Source organism: Kitasatospora sp. NPDC040550, from assembly GCF_055594965.1.
This window is the reverse complement of sequence record NZ_JBVIWC010000020.1, coordinates 44,452-64,613: the sequence shown is the minus strand read 5'-3', so window position 1 is coordinate 64,613 and position 20,162 is coordinate 44,452. Positions and strand designations below refer to the sequence as shown.

The window sequence follows — 20,162 nt, the reverse complement described above, 5'->3', positions numbered from 1 at the left end:
TTCTGTGATGTCGGGTCGAACCGGCCGGGGCCCCGCCACCGCACAAGCCGCTGACCTGCTGGTTCTCTCGCCCGCTGACCCTCGGGTACCGAGCAGCCGTACTGAATCACAGAAGTTGAGCCAGAATCCGAGAATGGACAGCACCGGCCTTGACCGCTAGGTCCTGCGGGCTCCCCGGTAGCGTCACCGAGACACCCGCATCAAAGGAGAACCGCTACTCGTGGACTTGGGCATCATCGGGCAGGCGGCCGGCCTGTTCGCCGTCACCAACATCGACGACATCCTGGTCCTGGCGCTGTTCTTCGCCCAAGGCGCGGGCCGCACAGGCTCCACCCGGCGGATCGTGCTTGGCCAGTACCTCGGCTTCGCCGCGATCCTCGCCGTTGCAGTGGCCGCCGCCTTCGGGGCCACCTTCCTGCCTGAGTCCGCCATCCCGTACCTCGGTCTGTTGCCGCTGGCGCTGGGCCTCAAGGCCGCCTGGCAGGCATGGAAAGGCCGCCGCGACGGCAGCGAGGCCGAGGAGGAACAGGCCGCGGAAGGCGGGCCGGGCCCGCTGGAGGTCGCGGCGGTCACCTTCGCCAACGGCGGCGACAACATCGGCGTCTACGTGCCCGTGTTCGCCACCGCGGGCGTCGGCGGGATGAGCGTGTACGCCGCGGTGTTCCTCGTGCTCGTGGCCGTGTGGTGCTTCGCGGGCAAGTTCCTCGCCACCCGACCCGTCATCGCCAAGGCTCTCGCCCGCTGGGGCCACATCCTGCTGCCCCTGGTCCTGATCACCATCGGCCTGCTCATCCTCATCGAGGGCGGCGCATTCGGCCTGTGACGACAGGCGGGGCATCACCGGACCAGTTCGAATCCCTCACGCTGCCGGGTCTTCCCGTGTCCAGAACCAGGCCCCGCGGCGGCCGGGCGAATCATGCAGCCACGCGCAGCAGGGTGTCCTGGAAGGAGACCGTGCTCTTGGGCGGCCGGTTGTGGGGGAGCTTGGCCAGGGCTGCGGCCATGCCGCAGGTGTTGGTCGCGCCGGAGAAGACGAGTCCGGCGCCAATGGCCCCGGACAGCCAGTGCGCGGGCGTCCAGGCCAGGCCCGCCAGGAAGCCGGTGAGGACCAGGGTGCCGGCGGCGAGGCGGACCTGCCGGTCCATGGGCCAGGTCGCTCGGGCACCCACCGGGCGCTCCGTCTCCTGGCCCCCGGCCACCCAGGCGCTGGTGCCGCCGTCGAGGGTAGTGGCCGCTATGCCTTGGGCGGCCAGCTTCTCGCAGCCCTTGGCGGAGCGGGCTCCGGAGGCGCAGACGATAAGGAGCGGGGCGCGCTGGGCGGCCTTTTTCAGGGCGTCTGCGGCTTCGTCGAGGCGGTCCAGGGGGATGTTGTGGGCGCCGGGCAGGTGGCCGCCTGCGTACTCGCTGGGGGTGCGGACGTCGATCACGGTGAACTCGCCGAAGCGGGCGGCGGCCTGGGCGGGGGCGATCGCGGTGGAGGTGGTCATGGAATGGTTCGCCTTTCTGAGCGGTTCCCCCACGGTAGGATACCCGTGGGGGTATGTGAGGAGGTTGGTGTGCAACTCGACATGAGTGCCGAGGAGCTGAAGTCGGCGCTGAACCGGCTGCGGCGGGCGCAGGGTCAGCTCGCCGGTGTGATCAAGATGATCGAGGAGGGCCGGGACTGTGAGGACGTGGTCACGCAGTTGTCGGCGGTCTCCAAGGCGCTGGACCGGGCCGGGTTTTCGATCATTGCGACGGGTCTGCAGCAGTGCATGACCAGTGAGGATCCCGAGGTGCGGGATTCCGCGCAGATGCGGGCCCGGCTGGAGAAACTGTTCCTCTCGCTGGCCTGAAAAGCTTTCGCCTTCCGTGGGGCCTGCCGCGGACGCACCCGGTTCGCCGGGGTGTCCGCGGCAGGCCCCACGGGTGTGTCACAGCAGGGTGCCCGTCGCCATCACCGCGGCGACCGCCAGCAGCAGGGTGCCGAAGACCCGCTGCAAGGTGGCGGGCCTGACCTTCGCGGCCAGCCGTTTGCCGTCCCAGGCGCCCAGGACCGCCGTCGCGATGAACGGCATGATCAGGGCCCAGTCCAGGCTGACCTCGGTCGTCGCGCGGGCCGCGAGAGCGACCAGCGCGTTGGCGATGATGACCAGCAGGCTCGTACCGACGGCCGCGCTCATCGGCACCGCCAGCGCCGCCACCAGGGCGGGGACGGCCAGGAACCCGCCGCCCACCCCGAGGAACCCGGTCACCGCCCCCAGAGCTGCCCCCGCTCCCGCTGCGCGGGGCGCCGACGCCGTAGCCCCCGCGGACGGTGTCCTGCGGCGCAGCATGCGCAGTCCGGCGAGGACCGCGAGGGCGGCGAAGGCCAGGGTCAGCACGACGGCGGGGATGTGCGCGGACAGCAGGCCGGCCGCCGCGGCGGGGCCCAGCCCGGCCGCGGCGAACAGCAGGCCGGCCCGCCAGCGCACCGTTTTGGCCCGGGCGTGGGCCAGCAGCGCGGTGAGCGAGGTGACGATCACGATGATCAGACTGGCGGTGGTGGCCTCGGCCGGGCTGAAGCCGAGCAGGTAGATCAGGGCGGGGACGGTCAGGATGCTGCCGCCGGCCCCGAGGGATCCCAGGGCGAGGCCGACCAGCGCCCCGGCGAGCAGGGCGAGAACGAGCGCGGTCATATGACGGTGCCCGCCGCCCCGTGTGCGTCGTGCACGGGCAGGCCCTCGGCGGCCCAGGCACGCATGCCGCCGGTGACGTCGACCGCTGTGACACCGCGGTCGGCGAGCAGCCGGGCGGCCTGCTGGGAGCGGTGCCCGGAGCGGCAGATCAGCACCAGGTCGCGGCCGTCCTCCCGGCCGGGCAGGCCCGTGCCTTCGGCCAGCTGCGACAGCGGCAGAAGGATGGCCGCGGGGGCGTGACCGGCCTGGAACTCGTCCTCCTCACGGACGTCGGCGAGCAGTGCGCAGCCGTCCTCGACGGCACGGTGGGCCTGTGCCGGTGTGACGCGGCCCGGGCCGCATTCGGGCAAGAGCATGGTGCTTCCTCTGGTGCCGGTGACCCGGCCGGCGCTCGTGGCCCGGCGGGGGTCGGGTGGTGCGGTCAGTGCTGGACGGGCGAAACGAGGGTGAGACCGGCGTCGGCGGCTGCGGCGTAGCCGTCGTCGACGGCGACGACGTCACGGCCCGAGGCGTCCAGGACGGAGGCGGCGATCGCCGCGCGCATACCGCCCGCGCAGTGCACCCACACCGTCCCGGCGGGCACCTCGTCAAGGCGCTGGTGGACCTGGTGGACCGGGATGTGGACGCTGCCCTCGATCCAGCCACCGGCGCGCTCGCCGTCGCGGCGCACGTCCAGCACCACCGGCTCCTCGCCCCGCTCGCGCGCGGCAGCCAGGTCGGCGAACGTCGCCCGCGGGAACGACGCAATCGGTGCAGCTGTCCAGTCGGACGGGGAGCCCACGGCCGCGGCGGCGGGGCGGTCGATGCCCACCCGGGACAGCTCACGCTGCGCGCGGGCGAGGTCCTCGGCGCTCTGTGCGAGCAGGGTGACCGGCTTGCCCCACGGCATCATCCACGCCAGGTAGGTGGCCAGCTGGCCCTCGACCTCGAAGTTGAACGAGCCCGCCACATGCCCCTGCGAGAACGCCACACGGCTGCGCAGGTCCACCACCCACTCCCCAGCCGCCAGACGGCGCGCGATCTGACCGGCGTCCGCGCGCTCCGGGACGGTCAGGTCCACCGGAGCAGGGCCCGCGGCGTTGGCCGGGCCCATGTGCGCGTAGTAGGCGGGAACGTCGTCCAGGCCGGCCAGCAGCTCCTTGACGAACGTCTCCACGTCCTTCAGGAGCGCCGGGTTGGCCGCCTTCTCCGTGCCGATGGTGCTGTGCTCGCCGCCACTCTGGCCGGCGGAGCAGAAGCTGCCGAACCCGTGCGTCGGCATCACCGCGACCTCGTCGGCCAGCTCGGAGGCCAGCCGGTGCGCGGAATCGTGCTGAGCCCGGGCCAGCTGCTCGGTGAGCCGCGGCTCCACCAGATCGGGGCGCCCCACACTGCCGATCAGCAGCGAACCGCCGGTGAACGCGGCCACCGCCCGCCCGTCCTCCTCCAGCACGTAGGAGGTGTGGTGCGGGGTGTGGCCAGGGGTGGCCACGGCGCGCAGCGCCAGGCCCTCGTCGATCTCCTCGACATCGCCGTCGGCCACCGCGACCCGGGCATACGCCACCGACGCACCGGCGGGCACCAGGTAGCGGGCACCGGTCAGCCGGGCCAGCTCCAGACCTCCGGTGACGTAGTCGTTGTGCACGTGCGTCTCCGCGATGGCCGCGATCTGGACCCCGCGCCGGGCCGCTGCCGCGATCACCCGGTCGATGTCGCGCGGCGGATCCACGACCACCGCCGCCCGGGCCCCGCCGGCCAGATAGCTGCGGTTGCCCAGACCTTCCGTCTCCAGGATGTCGGCAAAGAACACGGCACACTCTCCTCACAGCAAATTTACCCCCCGGGGTATCTGAATCCACCGTAACAGAGATACCTGGGGGGGTATCCAAAGAGGTGTGGGCAGCTGTCGCGCGAGTGGGGTCATCGGCTCGCAGAGGGCGGCTCACGCAAACGGTCCTTTGCCCGAGCGGAATCGGCCAGGGGGGGACCCCCTGGTTCGACGTGTGTCAACATAGATGCATGTCGAATGCCAAGGCGCTGTCGCTGCTCGAGCCCGCCGATGGTCAGGGTGTGGTGCCGTGTTGCCGGCCGCTGACCGAGCGCCCCATGAGTGCCGCGGAAGCTGACACCGCGGCGCGGATGTTCAAGGCCCTCGGCGACCCGGTGCGGCTGCGGCTGTTCTCCGCGGTGGCCTCGCACGAGGGCGGGGAGGCGTGCGTGTGCGACATCTCCGACGTCGGCGTCTCTCAGCCCACCGTCTCCCACCACCTGAAGAAGCTCAAGGAAGCCGGGCTGCTCACTTCCGAGCGGCGCGGCACCTGGGTGTACTACCGCGTCGAGCCGTCCGTGCTCGCCGCCATGGGCGCGCTGCTGACGCAGTGAAGCCCAGCGGCACCGGCGTGCGCGTCGCGTTCATGGGCCCCGTGCACACCACGCAGGTCCTCGCGATCTACTGGGTTGGGCATCGACGAGACAATGCCACCTTCAGGCCGACCTAGGACGCAAAGGCCCTGGGTCAGGCCGACGTCGCGCCGGCCTCTCTCCGGCGCACGTGCGCCGATGTCGTCGAGGCGCTCCGTCTGCGTCCACCGCGATGCCCGCGGCCGCAGCGCCGGTCTCGCGTTATGACCGCCGTGCATCCGGGATTTGGAGGTGCAGTCCGGCACCTTCAGGCAGCGCCCCGTCGGACGCCGACGTCAACCCCGCGGCTTCTCGCGGACCGAGGAGAGGATCGTGCAGATGTCGCTTTCCCTGCACGAGGTGGGATCGGTCAGGGCGGCCCGTCGGGCGAGGCCGTTCAGCGCGTCCCTGGTCTTGGCCAGCTCGGTCAGGCGCCGCTCGATGTCGTTGAGGCGCTGATGTATCAGTGCGGTGACGTGCGCGCATGGTGCCTGGCCGCTGTCGCGCAGCACGAGGATCGAGCGGATCTCCGCCAGGGACAGGCCGGCGCCTTGGCTGTCGCGGATGAAGGCGAGTCGCGCCACCGCCTGCTCGGGGTAGTCGCGGTAGCCGCCGGGTGTGCGGGGAGGCGCGGGAAGCAGAGCACTCTGCTCGTAGAAGCGGATGGTCTTGGTGCTCAGTCCGCTCCTGGCGGCGAGATCGCTGATGCGCACGTGGTCAGCCTACGCCCTTGACCTTCCAGTGCGCTGGAAGGTCTAGCGTGCAGGCGTAGAGGCGAACCATCGGACCAGCGGAAGGGCCGAGCGATGCGGATCACGGTACTGACGGTTCCCGGGTGCCCGAATGCGGCGCCCGCGGCCGAGCGGGTCAGGGCCGTACTGGCCGGGCGGGAAGCGCAGCTGGACCTGGTCGAGGTGCATGACCTGGCCCAGGCCGCGGAGTGCGGGATGACCGGATCGCCGACCATCCTGGTGGACGGCGTCGATCCGTTCGCATCCGAAGGGGTGGAGCCGAGCATGTCCTGCCGCCTGTACCGGGGCGCGGACGGCACGGTCTCGGGCGTCCCCGGCGAAGCGGCGCTGTGTCAGGCGCTCACCGGGCCGCGGCTGGCCGCGTCCGACTGCTGTGAGACGTACGGGCTCGATGCGGTGGGGCGGGCGGGCCGCGGGCGTCGCGCACCGGGCGAGCGAGGACTCAGGGCGGTGCACCAGGCGGTACTGCGGCACTTCGCCGCCACGGGCGGCCCGCCCGATCCTGCTGCACTCGAGCCGCTCGCCGCGGAAGCCGGCCGGACGGCAGGTGAGATTCTTCAAGAGCTGGCCGGCGAGGACTTCCTGACCCTGGACGGCCATGGCCGGATCCATGCGGCCTATCCCTTCTCTGCCGCGCCGACCCGTCACCGGGTCAAGATCAGCGCAGGTGCCGAGGTGTGGTCGATGTGCGCGATCGACGCACTCGGCATTCCGGCGATGCTCGGCCGGGACGTGGTGATCTCGTCCACGGACCCGGTGACCGGCGAGCCGGTCACCCTCACCACCGCCGGCGAGGCAACCGTGTGGAGGCCGGCGAGCGCGGTGGTGTTCATCGGGCAGCGCCCTGGAGGCGGCCCGGCGGCGACGGCCTGCTGCGACGCGCTGAACTTCTTCACCAGCGATCACAACGCCGGCGCCTGGGCAAGAGAACACCCCGAGGTTCCCGGCCACGTCATCAGCCAACAGCGCGCCGCTCAGATCGCGGCACAGACCTTCGCCGGCCTGCTCGATGCCTGAACCGCCGCACCCTGCCCGTCCCGGAACCGAGCCGATCTCAGCCCAGGGACTCGATCAGTTCGTTGCAGGCACTCTCGCAGGAGCGGCAGGCTTCGGCGCAGACGCGGCAGTGCTCGTGCATGCCGGCGTGGGATGCGCACTCGTCGCCGCACGCCTTGCAGACCATGGCGCACGCCTGGAGCATCGCGCGGGTGATGTTGGCGTCGTAGCCGGTGTGGCGGGAGAGCACCGAGGCGGTGGCGGTGCAGATGTCGGCGCAGTCCATGTCGGTACGGATGCACTTGGTCAGGTCGCCCACCATGCCCTCCGACAGGCAGGCGTCCGCGCACGCCGTACACGCCTGCGCGCAGGCGATGCATGCTTCGATGCAGGCGGTGAGCTTGGCCTGGTCGATGTCGCCGAGGTCGGCCGGGTAGGTGGCGAGCATGTCCTTGACGGTGCTGGACATCACGGGTGCCTCCTTCATACCGCGGGCCGGCGGCTCCGGTCGGCCGCCTCGCGAGCCCCGGTACACCTCCAGCTAACCCCCGCCGGCGCGAACGCGCCCGGCGCACCAGGAGGTGCGCCGGGCGGCCGGGCGAGCGGCTGAGTCAGTGGTAGGCGTGGACGACGGCGTGGCCCTTGCCGCGGCCGATCATCCACTTGTTCACAGGCGTGGTGATCACGAACGCGACCGCGAAGCCGCCCAGGAGCGCCGACCAGAACAGCCCGTCCGACAGGTGGGCGTCCATCGCGCCCGGCACGGCCGCGATGATGCCGTTGTCGACGAGTTCCATCACCGCGATCGATACGGTGTCCGCGGCCAGCGCGACCTTGATCGCGCTCTTCCAGTCCAGTCCGGCCCGGCGGACCGCGAACAGGGTGAAGGAGTAGCCGAAGACGAACGCGAGCGCGATCGCCAGGACCATGGTCTCCACGTTGCCCCACATCAGGGCGGTGCCGATGACCATGCCGAGGATCTCGCCGATAGCGCAGCCGGTCAGGCAGTGCAGCGTCGCCTTCGCCGCCGTCGGCCAAGACGCCCCGGCCGCGTGGCCGCCGTGGCCGTGACCGTTGTGTGCCTGGTGGGCGGCGTGGTCGTGCGCGGTGCCGGTGTGGTCCATGACGTTCATCTCCATTCCCGTCCCATGTGGCCCGTTCCCGGATCCCACACCCAGAACAATATACCCCCCAGGGGTATTCCTCTAGTGGTTGTCGATGGCTGCGGAGGGGCGGTGGAGGACGGTCCAGGTGCGGCCGGCGTCGGTGGACTCGTAGACGGTGTCGGTGCTGTCGGCGGCCAGCAGCCGCTGCGCGGTCACCGCGGCGAGCACGGTGGGCTCCCCTCCTTCGGGCAGGCGGCCGTTCTCCGTCCACGTCCGGCCGTCGCGGCTGTTGACGAAGCGGCCGTCCGCGGCCAGCGCGATGAGGAGTCCGGGCTCCGGCTCGTCGACGGCAACCAGGCCCAAGGCTGCGGGGACAGCCCGGAAGGTGCGCCCTGCGTCCGTGCTGCGCTCAAGTCCCTTTCCGGTGGCCGCCCAGACGGTGTCAGGGTTCTGGGCGTGGGCGGCGAGGTCGAGCAGGGGCAGCGCGGCGCGCTGGTCCCAGGTGCGGCCGCCGTCGGTGCTGGCCCACAGCTTCCCGCTCTGGCTGTCGAACCCGTACAGCGTGCTGCCGGCCTGTTCGAGGGCGTGGAAGTCTGCTTCGCCCTCGGCGGAGAGGGTGTTCCAGGTGCGGCCGGCGTCCGTGCTGCGGATCAGGCCCAGGTGCGGTGATCGGGCATCCGGGTCGGTCGGGGAGGGGTGGCCGCTGGCCAGGAAGGTGGACGGGCCGGTGACGGTGAAGCCCATGGTGTCCTGGTAGCGGCCGGCCACGCGGGCCGCCTTCCCGTCGCTGAGGCGGAAGACGCCGTGGTGGCCGGCGGCGTAGACGGTGTTGTCCGACGGGTCGACGCCGAGCCCGTGCAGGTGACCGGTGCCGGGGTCTGCGGCGGTGGTGGTGTTCTGGTCGGGGTCGGAGGTGGAGCAGGCGGCAAGCAGGGCAACGGCTGCTGCCAGGAGGGCGGCCGTCCGGCCACCGCGAGGGAGTATGCGGGCGGGGGTGATCACGGCGGGTCCAAGCTGTCGGTGGGGAAGCGAAGCGGGGGTGTGCCGCGGCGGGCGGGCACCGGCTGGCGCCCGCCCGCTCTCGTCTGCGGCGTCCGGTCAGTTCTTGCCGAGCAGCTTGTTCATCTGGGTGATCTCCGCGGTCTGGGAGGTGATGATCGCTGCGGCCGTGGTCTTGGCGGGCTCGTACGCTCCGTCGGCCTGTTCGGTCTTGGCCATCGTCACGGCACCTTCGTGGTGCTTGATCATCATTTCCATGAAGGCGGTGTCGAACGCCTTGCCCGAGGAGTTCTTGAGCTTGTCCATCTCCTCGGCGCTCATCATGCCGCTCGTGCCGTGCATGGAGTGGTCCATGGCGCCCTCGGCGGGCACCTCCTCGCCCCAGGAGGTCAGCCATCCGGACATCGTCTTGATCTCCGGGTCCTGGGCCTTCTTGATGTCCTCCGCGAGCTTCTTCACCTCCGCCGACCCGGCCCTGGTGGGGGCGAGGTCGGCCATCTCCACGGCCTGGCGGTGGTGGGGGATCATGCCCTTGGCGAAGGCGACGTCGGCGGCGTTGTGCTGGCCTTGGGAGGCCGGCGCCGACGATGACGGGGACTTGGTGGTGTGGCCGTCGTGTCCGGCCGAGCTGTCGCCGTTGCCGCCGCAGGCGGCCAGGACGAGCGCGGCAGCACCCGCGGCAGCCACGACGGCGGTACGACGGACGTGAGAACGCTTGCTGATCATGGTGCAACTCCTTGGGCGCGCAGCCACGTCGGGGCGCGCGCATGTTCATGGGATGAGGGCGTGCCGAAGCGCGGCACCGGCAACCGGGAACAAACCGGTCAGGGTGCCGTGCGGGTCGCTCTAAATCCGAAGAAGTTGCAGTTCAGACAGGTCCGGGGGCGCCCGGCCGGTCTCCGCCGAGGCCACAGCCGGCATGAGCGAGGCAAGGGTGGGGGACCCGTCCGGCAAGGCGCCGGCCAACGCGGGCGGCGCATAGGCGGAACCGATACCGGCCGCTGCGCAGGACCCGTCCGCGTGCTCAAGGTGATCCGGCCCGCCGTCCGTGTGTGAGCATCCCGCACTCGCGTGGGAAGCATCGGCGGACACGGCCATCACCATGTCGTGGTCCGCCTCCGCGCGTGGTGACGGCGCTCCGCCGGGGCCGAGAGCATGCATGCCCAGCAGGCCGGTGAGCACCGCCATCACCAGCAGCGCGAACAGCCGCCCCGCAGGGCGGCGGCTCGACAGCTGCACGGAGGACGTCATGCGCCCATCGTACGGTCCGGCCCCCGCCCCGGCCTTCCCCCCACCCCCAGGGTCAGCCGGTCGGTGGACACGCGTCGTCCACCGCGCAGAAGACCTTGGAGTCAAGGTGGTGGGCGGGTCCCCGGCGCCGTCGGCGGCACCGGCCCCGGCGGCCGGCCCTGTGCCGGGGCCCGTGCGGGTCAGGCGGTCGCGGGGTGTGGCCGGGGTGTGGTGAGGCGGCCGGAGCGGGCCAGCAGCAGGACCGCGCTCGCGCAGACGCCTCCGGTCAGGGCCAGTGCGGTCCACACCAGCCACAGGGCCTGGTGGCGTTGGGCGTAGTCCCACAGGGCGCCGGTGGCGAGGTTGCCCAGGGTGATTCCGAGACCCGAGACGGTGTTGTAGAGGCCGTAGTGGGTGGCAACGAGCCGGTCGCCGGACAGCGAGACGACGGTGTCCATCTCGAAGGGGTAGACGATCGCGCTGCCGGCGGCCAGGGCGACGACCGCGGCGGCCAGCGCTGCCAGTGCCACCGCCCCGGGCGCGGGTGTGCCCCGCGCGGCGACCAGGGCGAGGGGGAGGAAGGCCGCGCCCATCAGTGAGAGGCCGCGGACCAGGGCGTCCTGGCAGTTCCAGCGGGTCTTCGCCCAGGCGGTCAGCCGCAACTGGCCGGCGACGGCCACCGCGGCGGAGAGCACGAACAGCAGGGTGGTGGCCTGCGTCCCCGCCGCGCCGAGCGTGGCCCCGGCGGCGAGCGGAAGCGCGAGGTAGACCTGGAAGGTCAGCACGTAGGAGCCGATCATCGCGCAGGAGAACAGCAGGAACGGCCGGTTGGCCGCCACCGTCCGCCACTGCGCCAGCACTCCGCTCTCCCGCCCGCCGGCGGCGGCGCCGCGGGCAGGCAGGCAGCGGCTCTGGAGCACGGTCAGGGCGGCGAAGATGCCCGCCGCGACCAGGCACACCGCGCGGAAGTCGGCGGCCAGCAGCGCCAGGCCGACCAGCGGGCCGGCCAGCATCCCGGCCTGGTAGTAGACGTTGAACGTCGCGAACGCCTCCACCCGCCGCTCACCGGCCCCGGCGGCGAGATAGGCGCGCACCGCCGGGTTGAACAGGGCGCCGGCGAACCCGGTGGCCGCCGAGGCGACGATCAGGACCGCAAGGCTGTCCACCACGCCCAGCAGGGCGAACCCGGCCGTACGCAGCAGACACCCCGCCATGATCGGGATCTTGTAGCCGTAGCGGTCGGCGATCGTACCGCCAATCAGGAACATGCCCTGCTGGGAGAAGTTGCGCACGCCCAGCACCAGGCCCACCGCCCAGGCGGCCAGGCCGAGCTCGCCGGCCAGATGGGCGGCGAGGTAGGGCATGAGCATGTAGAAGGCGAGGTTGATGGCGAACTGGTTGGCCATCAACAGCCGCACCGCGGGCGGGAAGCTCAGCGTGGACGTCCACAGGGCTTTCACCGGGCCGCTCCCGCCAGCAGTGCCGCATCCGCACCGCCCGGCCGGGCGGCGGGCGCCGGGTCCACGACGGTTTCGCACTTCGTCCACCGGGTCACTGTCCGCTCGGCGGGATGGCAGATGATCTCCGGAGCATCGGCCGGTTCGCTGCCCAGCAGTTGGCGCTCCCGGCACCAGGTGTCGTCGAAGACGGTGCCGGCGTAGCGGTGCGGGCCGTCGGGGAAGACGGCGGCAATCCTCGCCTCGGCCGGGAGGGTCGCGGTCAGGTGGCGGGCGACCAGGGCGACCGCGCCGACGCTCCACCCACCGGTGGCGTACCGGGAACGGGCCAGCGCCCGGGCGGACCACACGGCTTCACCGGCGGCCACCCAGTGGACCTCGTCGAACAGGGCGTAGTCGACGTTGCGGGGGTAGATGCTGCTGCCCAGCCCGCGCATCAGCCGAGGGGCGGCCTCCTGCCCGAAGATGGTCGAGCCCGTCGTGTCGACGCCCACCACTTTCAGGGCAGGGAAGAAGCCGCGCAGCACCGAGGCGACCCCGGCCGAGTGCCCGCCGGTGCCGACGCTCACCACCAGGGCGTCGATCCGCCCGAGCTGGGCGACCAGTTCGTGGGCCAGGCCCGCGTAGGCGGCCACGTTGTCGGGGTTGTGGTACTGGTCCGGGCACCAGGCGTCCGGATACACCGACAGCAGTTCGGCGACGCGGTCACGGCGGGCCTGCTGCCAGCCCCCCACCGGATGCGGTGCACCGACAGTCTGCACGTCCGCGCCGTAGGCGGTGAGCAGACCCGACACCAGCGGTTCCATCCCGGGGTCGGTGACCACGGTGACCGGGTGGCCGAAGACGATCCCGGCCAGTGCCAGTCCCAGGCCCAGCGTGCCGGAGGTCGACTCCACGATCCTTGCTCCGGGCAGCAGGTCGCCGCGTTCACGGGCGCGTTCGACCATGAACAGCGCGGTACGGTCCTTGATCCCACCGGGGTTGTGGCCTTCGAGCTTGGCCCAGAAGCCGCGTCCGGGCGCGGCGAAGGGCTCCCCGACCCACAGAACCGGGGTGTCGCCCACCAGAGCGGCCGGGCTGTGGGCCCGCAGGGAGGGAGCCGCGGTCAGCAGCTGGGCGGGGGCAGGGGGCATGACAGAGGTGTTCATCGCACGGGTCTCCAGCCGGCCGCCGCAGCGCCACGTCACAGGCGCCGACGGCCGGGGGGTTTTGGGGAAGCATCAGGAGCGACGGCGCCGCTGTCCGCGTGACAGACGCGGCAGCAGGCAAGGCCGCTCAGGCCCGCCAGATTCCCAGCGCGGCCCGCTGACGTCCGTGATCCGCCCGGGTGCCGCCCGGGCTCCTCGCCCGGTGCTCCCGCGCCCTGTGCAACTGCCCGGTAGTGCAGTCGGGCGCAACGAGCGCCCGGCAGGCAACAAAGGTCGGCAGATCCGCCCGAGAGCCGACCACAGCGGGCTCGTCCACCCCTGTGCAGCCCGCCCCCGCGCCGTGATCACACAGAACGTCCGCCACCGGCGCCGCGGGATGGCCGTGCGCCGGAGCAGTCACAACGGCCAAAGTGTCGGTCCGCGGGGCTCCAGCGGCCTGCGGACCGTGTGCGCAGCCAAGCACGTGCAGCAGCCCGGCCAGCACCATGACCAGCACCAGCCGCCACGGTCCGGGCCGGCTCATCCACCTATCCACAGACACCGACACGGCACACACAGTATTGGATTGGTTACATAAAGTGCTTGTTAGGTGGGCGGTCCCGCAGTCCGCCTCTCACACATGGCCAGTGGCGAGAGTTCTGCCAAGCCCCCCGGGTCGATCACATATCCGCAGGTCGCCGTTCGCAGGACCCCTCTCGAAGGGGTGTTGTGCAAGACAGTTCTGACACGCTGCGCCAGTGGAACTGACTCCCAATCACGCCGAAACGCGTCGAGCACCTACCTGTACGCAGTACTTCTCCTCGGTCAGGTCCTCAACGCGACCCTCGGCTGGCCCTGGGCCGACCCCGCCGCTCTCTTTCACCGCAGCAGCCATTGCGGTGAACGAGAGCGGCGAGGCAGGGCAATGCATGAGCTGCCGCGCGGCTCCCGCTCGCGGCGCTACCACCGCGAGCGGGCCCGGAGGATCCCTGCGGCTGCCGCCCGGGGCGTGGCTGCCGCAGCTGGCAACCCCGCCTGGACCGGCCGGCCGCTGCAGCTTCACACGGGCGGCGGGCCGCTCAGAGCAGCCCGGCGATGTGACGGACCGCGTCCCGGGCCGGGCGCCCCACACCGATCAGGGTGGCAGAGGCCGCACCGGTCCAGTCGCCGTAGCCGAGCAGATGCAGCCGCGGCTCGCCAACAGCACATGTGCCGTCGGTGGGGATGTGTCCCCGCGGCCCGCGCAAGTTGAGCGGGGCGAGCTGGGACAGAGCCGGGCGGAAGCCGGTGCACCAGACGATCGCATGCGCATCGCTCTGGCTGCCATCGGGCCACCGGACACCGGTAGCGGTGAACTGGGCGAACATCGGCTTGGCGGTCAGTAGTCCGGCGTCCCGGGCCGCGCGGACAGGCGGCACGGCCACGATGTCGCCCAGTGAGGCCACCCCACCGGTGTCGGTGCGGCCGGCTTCGAGCGCACGGCGGCGGGCGGTGGCGACATCGAACAGGGCCCGGCCGTCGATGTCGTCGGCCAGGAAGCGCGGTGGGCGCTGGGTCACCCACGTGACGTGGACGTTGCCGTCCAGAGCGAGGTCAGCGGCGATCTGCGCGCCGGAGTTCCCGCCGCCGACCACGATCACGTGCTGGCCGGCGAAGTCGGCCGGAGAGCGGTAGCTCACCGTGTGCAGCTGCCGTCCGGTGAAAACGTCGCGGCCGGGGACGGCGGGAAGGAAGGGGCGCGTCCAGGTGCCGGTGGCACTGATGGCCGCGCGGGCCCGCCACGTGCCCGAGTCGGCCTCGACCAAGAGCCTCTCGCCGTCGCGGCGCACGGCGTCCACGCGGGTGCCGTGCTGGACGGGCAGGTCGTAGCGCTTCTCGTAGTCGGTGAGGTAGTCGACGACGTGCCCTGCGTCCGGGTACGTCTCGCCGGGCTGAGCGGGCATGAGCCGGCCCGGCAACGAGGAGTGATCCGCCGGGGAGAACAGGTGGAGCGAGTCCCACATGTGCTGCCAGGACCCACCCGGCGCCGGATCGGCGTCCAGAATCACGAAGTCGAGGCCCCGGCGACGCAGGTGGTAGCCGGCGGCGAGTCCTGCTTGGCCGCCACCGACCACCACCACATCCGTGTGCCGTGTCACGGGGCCGTCGTCACCGCGTCGGGGCCGAACTTCTTGCGCCAGGCGAGCGCGACGTAGACCAGCCCGATCAGCACCGGGACCTCGATGAGCGGTCCGACCACGCCCGAGAGGGCCTGTCCGGAGGTGACGCCGAAGGTGGCGATGGCGACCGCGATGGCCAGCTCGAAGTTGTTGCCTGCCGCCGTGAACGCCAGGGTCGTGGTGCGGTCGTAGGCCAGGCCGAGGCCCTTGCCGAGGAGGAAGGTCCCGAAGAACATGATCGCGAAGTAGACCAGGAGCGGCAGCGCGATCCGGGCGACGTCCAGCGGCTGCGAAGTGATGGTCTTGCCCTGGAGGGCGAAGAGGATGACGATCGTGAACAGCAGTCCGTACAGGGCCCAGGGGCCGATCTTCGGCAGGAACTTTGCCTCGTACTTCTCGCGGCCCATCTTCTGCTCGCCGATGCGGCGGGTGAGGAAGCCGGCCAGCAGGGGGATGCCGAGGAAGATGACGACGTTCAGCGCGATGTGCCACACGGACACGTCCAGGCCCTGGCCGTCACCGAGGTTCATCCAGCGCGGCAGCAGGTCGAGGTAGAACCAGCCCAGCAGGCCGAACGCGAGGACCTGGAACACCGAGTTCAGTGCGACCAGGACGGCGGCGGCCTCCCGGTCGCCGCAGGCGAGGTCGTTCCAGATGATGACCATGGCGATGCAGCGGGCGAGACCGACGATGATCAGGCCGGTGCGGTACTCGGGCAGGTCCGGCAGGAAGATCCACGCCAGCGCGAACATGACGGCGGGCCCGATGATCCAGTTGATGACCAGCGAGGACACCATCAGCTTCTTGTCGCCGGTCACGCGGTCGAGTCGGTCGTAGCGGACCTTGGCGAGCACCGGGTACATCATCACCAGCAGGCCGAGCGCGATCGGCAGGGAGATACCGCCGATCTCGATCTTGGCGAGCGCGTCGTTCATGCCCGGGATGAGGCGGCCCAGGCCCAGGCCGACGGCCATGGCGAGCAGGATCCACACCGCGAGGTAGCGGTCGAGGGTGGAGAGCTTCTTGACGATCGAGTCGTCCCCACCGCCGGCCGGAGCGGGGGCGGTGGTGGGCTCTGTGGAGGTCACGGGCAGGCCCTCTTGTTCTCGGAAGCGGTGCGGGCGGAGTCGGCCAGCGCGGCGAACTGCTCGGACAGTCCGGCCAGGACCTCGGGCTTGAGCTTGTAGTAGGTGAAGCGGCCGCACGGCTCGGTCTCCACGATCCCGGCCTCGCGCAGCACCTTCATGTGGTTGGACAGGTTGGTCTGCTTGGCTCCGGTCTCCTCGACCAGGTGCGTCGTGCAGAGCGTCTCGCGCGCCAGCAGGGTCACGATCTGAAGGCGGAGCGGATCGCCCAGCACCCGGATCACATCAGGATCGACTGAAGTCAGCATGCACTGATACTCTCACATCACCGCCCGCTGATACCAGCGGGGGCTGAAGTCATTGGCGGCCGGGTTCCGCCATGCGACGAGAGAGAACGATCACCATGGCCGACAAGCCGTCCGTCCTGTTCGTCTGCGTCCACAACGCCGGCCGCTCCCAGATGGCCGCAGCCTGGCTGACCCGCCTGGCCGGAGACCGCGTCGAGGTCCGCTCCGCCGGCTCCAACCCCGGCACGGCCGTGAACCCGGCCGCCGTGGAGGCCATGGCCGAGGTTGGCATCGACATCTCCGCCGAGACCCCCAAGGTCCTCACCATCGACGCGGTCCGCGAGTCCGATGTCTGCATCACGATGGGCTGCGGCGACACCTGCCCCGTCTTCCCCGGCAAGCGCTACCTGGACTGGAAGCTCGAGGACCCCGCCGGCCAGGGCGTGGCCGCCGTCCGCCCGATCCGCGACGAGATCAAGACCCTCGTCGAGGGCCTGATCGCCGAGATCGCCCCGGCCAAGCCGGAGGCGACGGCGTGAGCGAGATACGCGAGGTCGCCATCATCGGCTCCGGCCCCGCCGGATACACCGCCGCCCTCTACACCGCCCGCGCCCAGCTGAGGCCCCTGCTGTTCGGCAGCTCCATCTTCGTCGGCGGCTCGCTGACGACCACGACAGAGGTCGAGAACTTCCCCGGCTTCCCCGACGGCGTCGACGGCCCGGTCCTGATGGAGAACATGCGAGCCCAGGCCGAAAGGTTCGGCGCCGAGATGATCGACGACGACATCGTGTCCGTTGACCTGACCGGCGACGTCAAGCTCCTCACCGACTCCGCCGGCACCGTCCACCGCGCCAGGACGGTGATCATCGCGACCGGCTCCGGCTACCGCAAACTCGGCCTGCCCAAGGAGGACGAGCTGTCCGGCCGGGGCGTCTCGTGGTGCGCGACCTGCGACGGGTTCTTCTTCAAGGGCCGAGACATCGTCGTGGTCGGCGGCGGCGACACCGCCATGGAGGAAGCCACCTTCCTCACCCGCTTCGCGAAGTCGGTCACCGTCGTCCACCGCCGCTCCACCCTGCGCGCCTCGAAGGTCATGCAGGACCGGGCGTTCGCCGACGACAAGATCTCCTTCGCGTTCGACAGCGAGATCGCCGAGATCAAGGAGACAGGCGGCATGCTCGCCGGCGTCGTCCTGCGTGACGTCTTCACCGGCGCCACCCGCGGTCTGGACGTGACGGGGCTGTTCATCGCCATCGGGCACGACCCGCGCACCGAACTCTTCGCCGACCAACTGACGCTGGACGGCGAGGGCTACATCGAGGTCGTCTCCCCGACGACCCGCACCAGCCTTCCCGGCGTGTTCGCGGCCGGCGACGTCGTCGACCACACCTACCGCCAGGCCATCACCGCCGCCGGCACCGGTGCCGCCGCAGCCCTGGACGCCGAGCGCTACCTCGCCGCCCGTGGCGCTGCTGAAACCGTGCCCGAAGCCGCTGCCGTACCGGCCTGAACGGCACTCGCAGGCGGGGCCGCCCGGGAAGCTCCGGGCGGCCCCGACGCGGTCGTTCTCACCGGTCGTCACCGGGGAAGCTGGGAGGTCTTCTCCGGGTGGGCGACGGTGACGTAGTGCATGGCGGTCTTCTCCGTGATGCCGAACAGGCGCATGAGCTTCAGAGGGTCGCCGGTCTCGAACGCCTCGTTGAGGATCCGGTCCTGTCGCAGGCCGTCCAGCGTGAACCCCTTGGGCAAGTGCCTGTGGAGCATGGTCATGCTCACCGGGGGGTGGTCGGGGTCGAGCGCGGTGCGCTGGCTGACGAGCAGGTGGGGGTTGGTCGAGGCGGGCCAGCGGTGGTGGCGGTAGGTCAGCCACTCGGCGGCGAGGGTGTGGGTGAACTCCTCGGTGTAGAGGGTGTGGCGCAGCAGGCCGCGGCGGGCTTCGAGGGTGCCGTGGGCGAGATTGAGGTCGCAGGTCAGCAGGGTGGGGATCTCGTGGCCGGGCAGGGCGTGAACGGCGGTCAGGGCGATGACAAGCCGGCCGAGCGGGGTCGTGGCGCGGTCGAGGAGTCCAGCGAGGAGGTCGGCGGGCACGGACTTTGGGATGCCCTTGAGGTCGCCGACGGGGAGGTTGCGGGTGGGGTCGCGGAAGACGACGCGTTCCTGGCGCAGGGCCTTGAACAGGCTGCGCAGGCTGATGGCGAGTTGTCGGCGGGCGCTCCCGGTGAGGCCGTCGATGGCGGTGGTGGCGTGGTCGCTGGTGATCTGCCGCAAAGTGGTGATGCCGCTGCTGGTCCAGGCGGTGAGGGTCGGCTCGAGGGCGAAGAGGTAGCGGCGGATGCCGTCGTAGCCGCGGGCCTCGTGCTCGCGCCGGCCTTGGCCGCGCAGGACCTGTACCCACAGCCGGACCTCGTCGGCGACGGTCGGGGGCAGCGTGCTGATGGTGGCTTCGATCCAGACCTGGTCCGCGTCCCGGTGTAGTTCGGGGTCTTCGGCCAGCAGGCCGCGGGCGGCGAGGAACTGGCAGACCCGCTTGGCCCCGAGGTTGGGGTCGAGCAGGGCGAGGTCGTGGACGTCCCGCTCCTGGAAGACCGTCTCGGCGCCGAGCCGGTACACCAGGATCGTCAGGGTGCGGATGTCCTTGCGGTACGCGGGGTCCTGCCGGCCGCGGCGCAGCCGGTCCAGTTCCTCAGTCAGTGCACGGGCCGCGGTGGTCAGCGGCAGGTTCCTGTAGCTGCGGCGGCGCAGGCGGGCCATGACCGGCGACCAGTCGCGCCGCATTCCGAAGAGCGGCTCCTGCCCGCGGGCGGCATGGAGGGCGGACACTGCCTCGTCCTCGTCTTCCGCCGGCGCGGGTTCGTCGGCCGGGATCAACTGGGCCTGACCGGGAGCCCCGTGCGGAAGGTCGATGACCAGCTGGGTGGCGCGCACTGTGGCAGGGCCTGAGTCGTCCAGGTGCTGGTAGAGGCGGCAGGTGCGGCATCGACTGCCACGCAGCGGCAGCTCGTCCCTCAGGCACCGCACGCACCGGCCCGCAGGGCGGAGCTCGCGCCAGTGACGGCACGGATTGCAGCGGGAGCCTCGTTTTCCGCTGGCCATCCAGGCATCGCAGTCGCGGCATGACCGCGCCACGGACGGCGGCAGGGGCGCCGGGGCGGTGATGTAGGTCGTGGTGGGCTGGTTGGTGGTGGAGAACCGCATCGGCTCCGGCGCCTGGTCGAGCAACCCGGCCCGCAGCAGGACCAGGCGCACCGCGTCCCCGTTGGACGGCAGGTCCCGAAGCATCGGCTCGGGTAGCCGTGCGGCGCCCTCGGCCTCTCGTACGGCCAGCGCGAGGCGGACCATCTCTGCGATTGCGCGCTGCCAGCCCACGGACAGGCCGTGCTCGGCCGCCATCACCTCGATCACTAGGCGGCATTCCTCCCACCCGGCGACCGGTCGGCCGACGATCGCGCTGACCGTGGCGTCGGTCAGCACTCTGGGCACTGTGAACAGGGCAAGCTGGCCGCACACCTGCGCCTGAAGCACCGGTGGCCCGGCCGGGGCGGCGCGCTGCTTCCGTAGCTTGATCCACCACTGCTGCCCCACCTTGAGCCCGTTCTTCGCGGGCCGGCGCAGTGGCCGGGCGTCCGCCGACCGGTCGCCGTACATCCCGCCGACGATCAGCTGGACCGGCCGCGGCCGCGCCTCCGGCAGACCCAGGGCCCATTCGGCGTCGTCCTCGGTCCGGATCGCCATGAGGCACGGCTTGCACAGCCCGTCCGTGTTCAGGTGCGCCTCGTGCCGGCACCGCGGGCACACCCCGCGCTCGGGGTACTTCCCCGCCCAGGGCCGGCAACCGGCGCACACCCGATACCAGTGCACCACCAGCCAGCCCAGGCACACCGGACAGCTCCGCGCCAGCCCTTGACCACGATCCTTCGTCACCGCGGGC

At 71.3% G+C, this 20,162-nt stretch carries 22 protein-coding genes; 6 read left to right on the top strand and 16 right to left on the bottom strand.

Annotated features, from left to right (window positions below; translation table 11 throughout):
- The first annotated feature begins 220 nt into the window (after positions 1-220).
- A complete protein-coding gene (locus tag ACZ58X_RS26875) occupies positions 221-823 on the top strand; it encodes a cadmium resistance transporter (protein WP_019548567.1) in 603 nt (200 codons plus the stop codon).
- 91 nt (positions 824-914) lie between these two features.
- On the opposite strand, the gene ACZ58X_RS26870 is transcribed toward ACZ58X_RS26875, so the two are convergent.
- Positions 915-1,487, bottom strand: a complete 573-nt coding sequence (locus ACZ58X_RS26870) for a rhodanese-like domain-containing protein (protein ID WP_019548566.1) — start codon at positions 1,485-1,487, stop codon at positions 915-917.
- A gap of 69 nt (positions 1,488-1,556) precedes the next feature.
- On the opposite strand from ACZ58X_RS26870, the gene ACZ58X_RS26865 reads away from it, so the two are divergent.
- Complete coding sequence (locus tag ACZ58X_RS26865; protein ID WP_019548565.1) at positions 1,557-1,835, top strand: metal-sensitive transcriptional regulator; 279 nt, start codon at positions 1,557-1,559, stop codon at positions 1,833-1,835.
- A 78-nt stretch (positions 1,836-1,913) separates the two neighbouring features.
- Here ACZ58X_RS26865 and ACZ58X_RS26860 read toward each other — a convergent pair whose 3' ends face one another.
- The 3 genes from ACZ58X_RS26860 to ACZ58X_RS26850 form a co-directional block, all read right to left on the bottom strand.
- The gene (locus tag ACZ58X_RS26860) at positions 1,914-2,657 is read right to left on the bottom strand and encodes a sulfite exporter TauE/SafE family protein (RefSeq protein ID WP_019548564.1); all 744 of its coding nucleotides are present in this window, start codon (positions 2,655-2,657) and stop codon (positions 1,914-1,916) included.
- A complete protein-coding gene (locus ACZ58X_RS26855; protein WP_019548563.1) occupies positions 2,654-3,013 on the bottom strand; it encodes a rhodanese-like domain-containing protein in 360 nt (119 codons plus the stop codon). The genes ACZ58X_RS26860 and ACZ58X_RS26855 overlap by 4 nt, the downstream gene beginning before the upstream one ends.
- Positions 3,014-3,078: 65 nt before the next feature.
- Positions 3,079-4,446: an MBL fold metallo-hydrolase gene (locus ACZ58X_RS26850; protein WP_019548562.1), complete on the bottom strand. Its 1,368-nt coding sequence runs from the start codon at positions 4,444-4,446 to the stop codon at positions 3,079-3,081.
- 209 nt (positions 4,447-4,655) lie between these two features.
- Here ACZ58X_RS26850 and ACZ58X_RS26845 point away from each other — a divergent pair, with 209 nt between their 5' ends.
- Positions 4,656-5,018 carry an ArsR/SmtB family transcription factor gene (locus ACZ58X_RS26845; protein ID WP_026328690.1) on the top strand — a complete coding sequence of 121 codons (363 nt, stop codon included), beginning with the start codon at positions 4,656-4,658 and terminating at the stop codon, positions 5,016-5,018.
- 314 nt (positions 5,019-5,332) lie between these two features.
- Here the strand turns inward: ACZ58X_RS26845 and ACZ58X_RS26840 are convergent, their stop codons facing one another.
- Positions 5,333-5,749 (bottom strand): heavy metal-responsive transcriptional regulator, encoded by a 417-nt coding sequence (locus ACZ58X_RS26840; RefSeq protein ID WP_019548560.1) that lies wholly within the window; start codon positions 5,747-5,749, stop codon positions 5,333-5,335.
- A gap of 93 nt (positions 5,750-5,842) precedes the next feature.
- Between ACZ58X_RS26840 and merB the strand changes: the two genes are divergently transcribed.
- Entirely contained in the window at positions 5,843-6,805 is a 963-nt protein-coding gene (gene merB, locus ACZ58X_RS26835) for an organomercurial lyase (RefSeq protein WP_019548559.1), read from the top strand.
- Between the two features lie 37 nt (positions 6,806-6,842).
- Here the strand turns inward: merB and ACZ58X_RS26830 are convergent, their stop codons facing one another.
- The 10 genes from ACZ58X_RS26830 to ACZ58X_RS26785 all read right to left on the bottom strand — a co-directional run bounded on the left by ACZ58X_RS26830 (position 6,843) and on the right by ACZ58X_RS26785 (position 16,255).
- A complete protein-coding gene (locus ACZ58X_RS26830; RefSeq protein WP_019548558.1) occupies positions 6,843-7,253 on the bottom strand; it encodes a four-helix bundle copper-binding protein in 411 nt (136 codons plus the stop codon).
- Between the two features lie 142 nt (positions 7,254-7,395).
- Complete coding sequence (locus ACZ58X_RS26825) at positions 7,396-7,917, bottom strand: DUF4396 domain-containing protein (RefSeq protein ID WP_026328689.1); 522 nt, start codon at positions 7,915-7,917, stop codon at positions 7,396-7,398.
- Positions 7,918-7,989: 72 nt separating this feature from the next.
- Positions 7,990-8,892 carry a F510_1955 family glycosylhydrolase gene (locus ACZ58X_RS26820; protein WP_019548556.1) on the bottom strand — a complete coding sequence of 301 codons (903 nt, stop codon included), beginning with the start codon at positions 8,890-8,892 and terminating at the stop codon, positions 7,990-7,992.
- Positions 8,893-8,988: 96 nt separating this feature from the next.
- Entirely contained in the window at positions 8,989-9,615 is a 627-nt protein-coding gene (locus ACZ58X_RS26815; protein ID WP_019548555.1) for a DUF305 domain-containing protein, read from the bottom strand.
- 120 nt (positions 9,616-9,735) lie between these two features.
- Positions 9,736-10,140 carry a DUF6153 family protein gene (locus tag ACZ58X_RS26810; RefSeq protein ID WP_019548554.1) on the bottom strand — a complete coding sequence of 135 codons (405 nt, stop codon included), beginning with the start codon at positions 10,138-10,140 and terminating at the stop codon, positions 9,736-9,738.
- 179 nt (positions 10,141-10,319) lie between these two features.
- Positions 10,320-11,579 (bottom strand): MFS transporter, encoded by a 1,260-nt coding sequence (locus tag ACZ58X_RS26805; RefSeq protein WP_019548553.1) that lies wholly within the window; start codon positions 11,577-11,579, stop codon positions 10,320-10,322.
- Positions 11,576-12,724, bottom strand: a complete 1,149-nt coding sequence (locus ACZ58X_RS26800) for a PLP-dependent cysteine synthase family protein (protein WP_019548552.1) — start codon at positions 12,722-12,724, stop codon at positions 11,576-11,578. Before ACZ58X_RS26800 ends, ACZ58X_RS26805 begins: the two co-directional genes overlap by 4 nt.
- Before the next feature lie 1,058 nt (positions 12,725-13,782).
- Complete coding sequence (locus ACZ58X_RS26795) at positions 13,783-14,841, bottom strand: ArsO family NAD(P)H-dependent flavin-containing monooxygenase (protein ID WP_026328688.1); 1,059 nt, start codon at positions 14,839-14,841, stop codon at positions 13,783-13,785.
- Positions 14,838-15,950: an ACR3 family arsenite efflux transporter gene (gene arsB, locus ACZ58X_RS26790; protein WP_019548550.1), complete on the bottom strand. Its 1,113-nt coding sequence runs from the start codon at positions 15,948-15,950 to the stop codon at positions 14,838-14,840. Before arsB ends, ACZ58X_RS26795 begins: the two co-directional genes overlap by 4 nt.
- Positions 15,947-16,255, bottom strand: a complete 309-nt coding sequence (locus ACZ58X_RS26785; RefSeq protein WP_026328687.1) for an ArsR/SmtB family transcription factor — start codon at positions 16,253-16,255, stop codon at positions 15,947-15,949. The genes arsB and ACZ58X_RS26785 overlap by 4 nt, the downstream gene beginning before the upstream one ends.
- Positions 16,256-16,350: 95 nt before the next feature.
- On the opposite strand from ACZ58X_RS26785, the gene ACZ58X_RS26780 reads away from it, so the two are divergent.
- Both ACZ58X_RS26780 and trxB read left to right on the top strand, forming a co-directional pair.
- Positions 16,351-16,773 (top strand): arsenate reductase ArsC, encoded by a 423-nt coding sequence (locus ACZ58X_RS26780; protein ID WP_019548548.1) that lies wholly within the window; start codon positions 16,351-16,353, stop codon positions 16,771-16,773.
- On the top strand, positions 16,770-17,744 hold the full coding sequence (trxB, locus tag ACZ58X_RS26775) for a thioredoxin-disulfide reductase (protein ID WP_019548547.1): 975 nt from the start codon (positions 16,770-16,772) through the stop codon (positions 17,742-17,744). The genes ACZ58X_RS26780 and trxB overlap by 4 nt, the downstream gene beginning before the upstream one ends.
- A gap of 68 nt (positions 17,745-17,812) precedes the next feature.
- On the opposite strand, the gene ACZ58X_RS26770 is transcribed toward trxB, so the two are convergent.
- On the bottom strand, positions 17,813-19,966 hold the full coding sequence (locus ACZ58X_RS26770) for a hypothetical protein (RefSeq protein WP_234350681.1): 2,154 nt from the start codon (positions 19,964-19,966) through the stop codon (positions 17,813-17,815).
- Between the last annotated feature and the right edge of the window lie 196 nt (positions 19,967-20,162).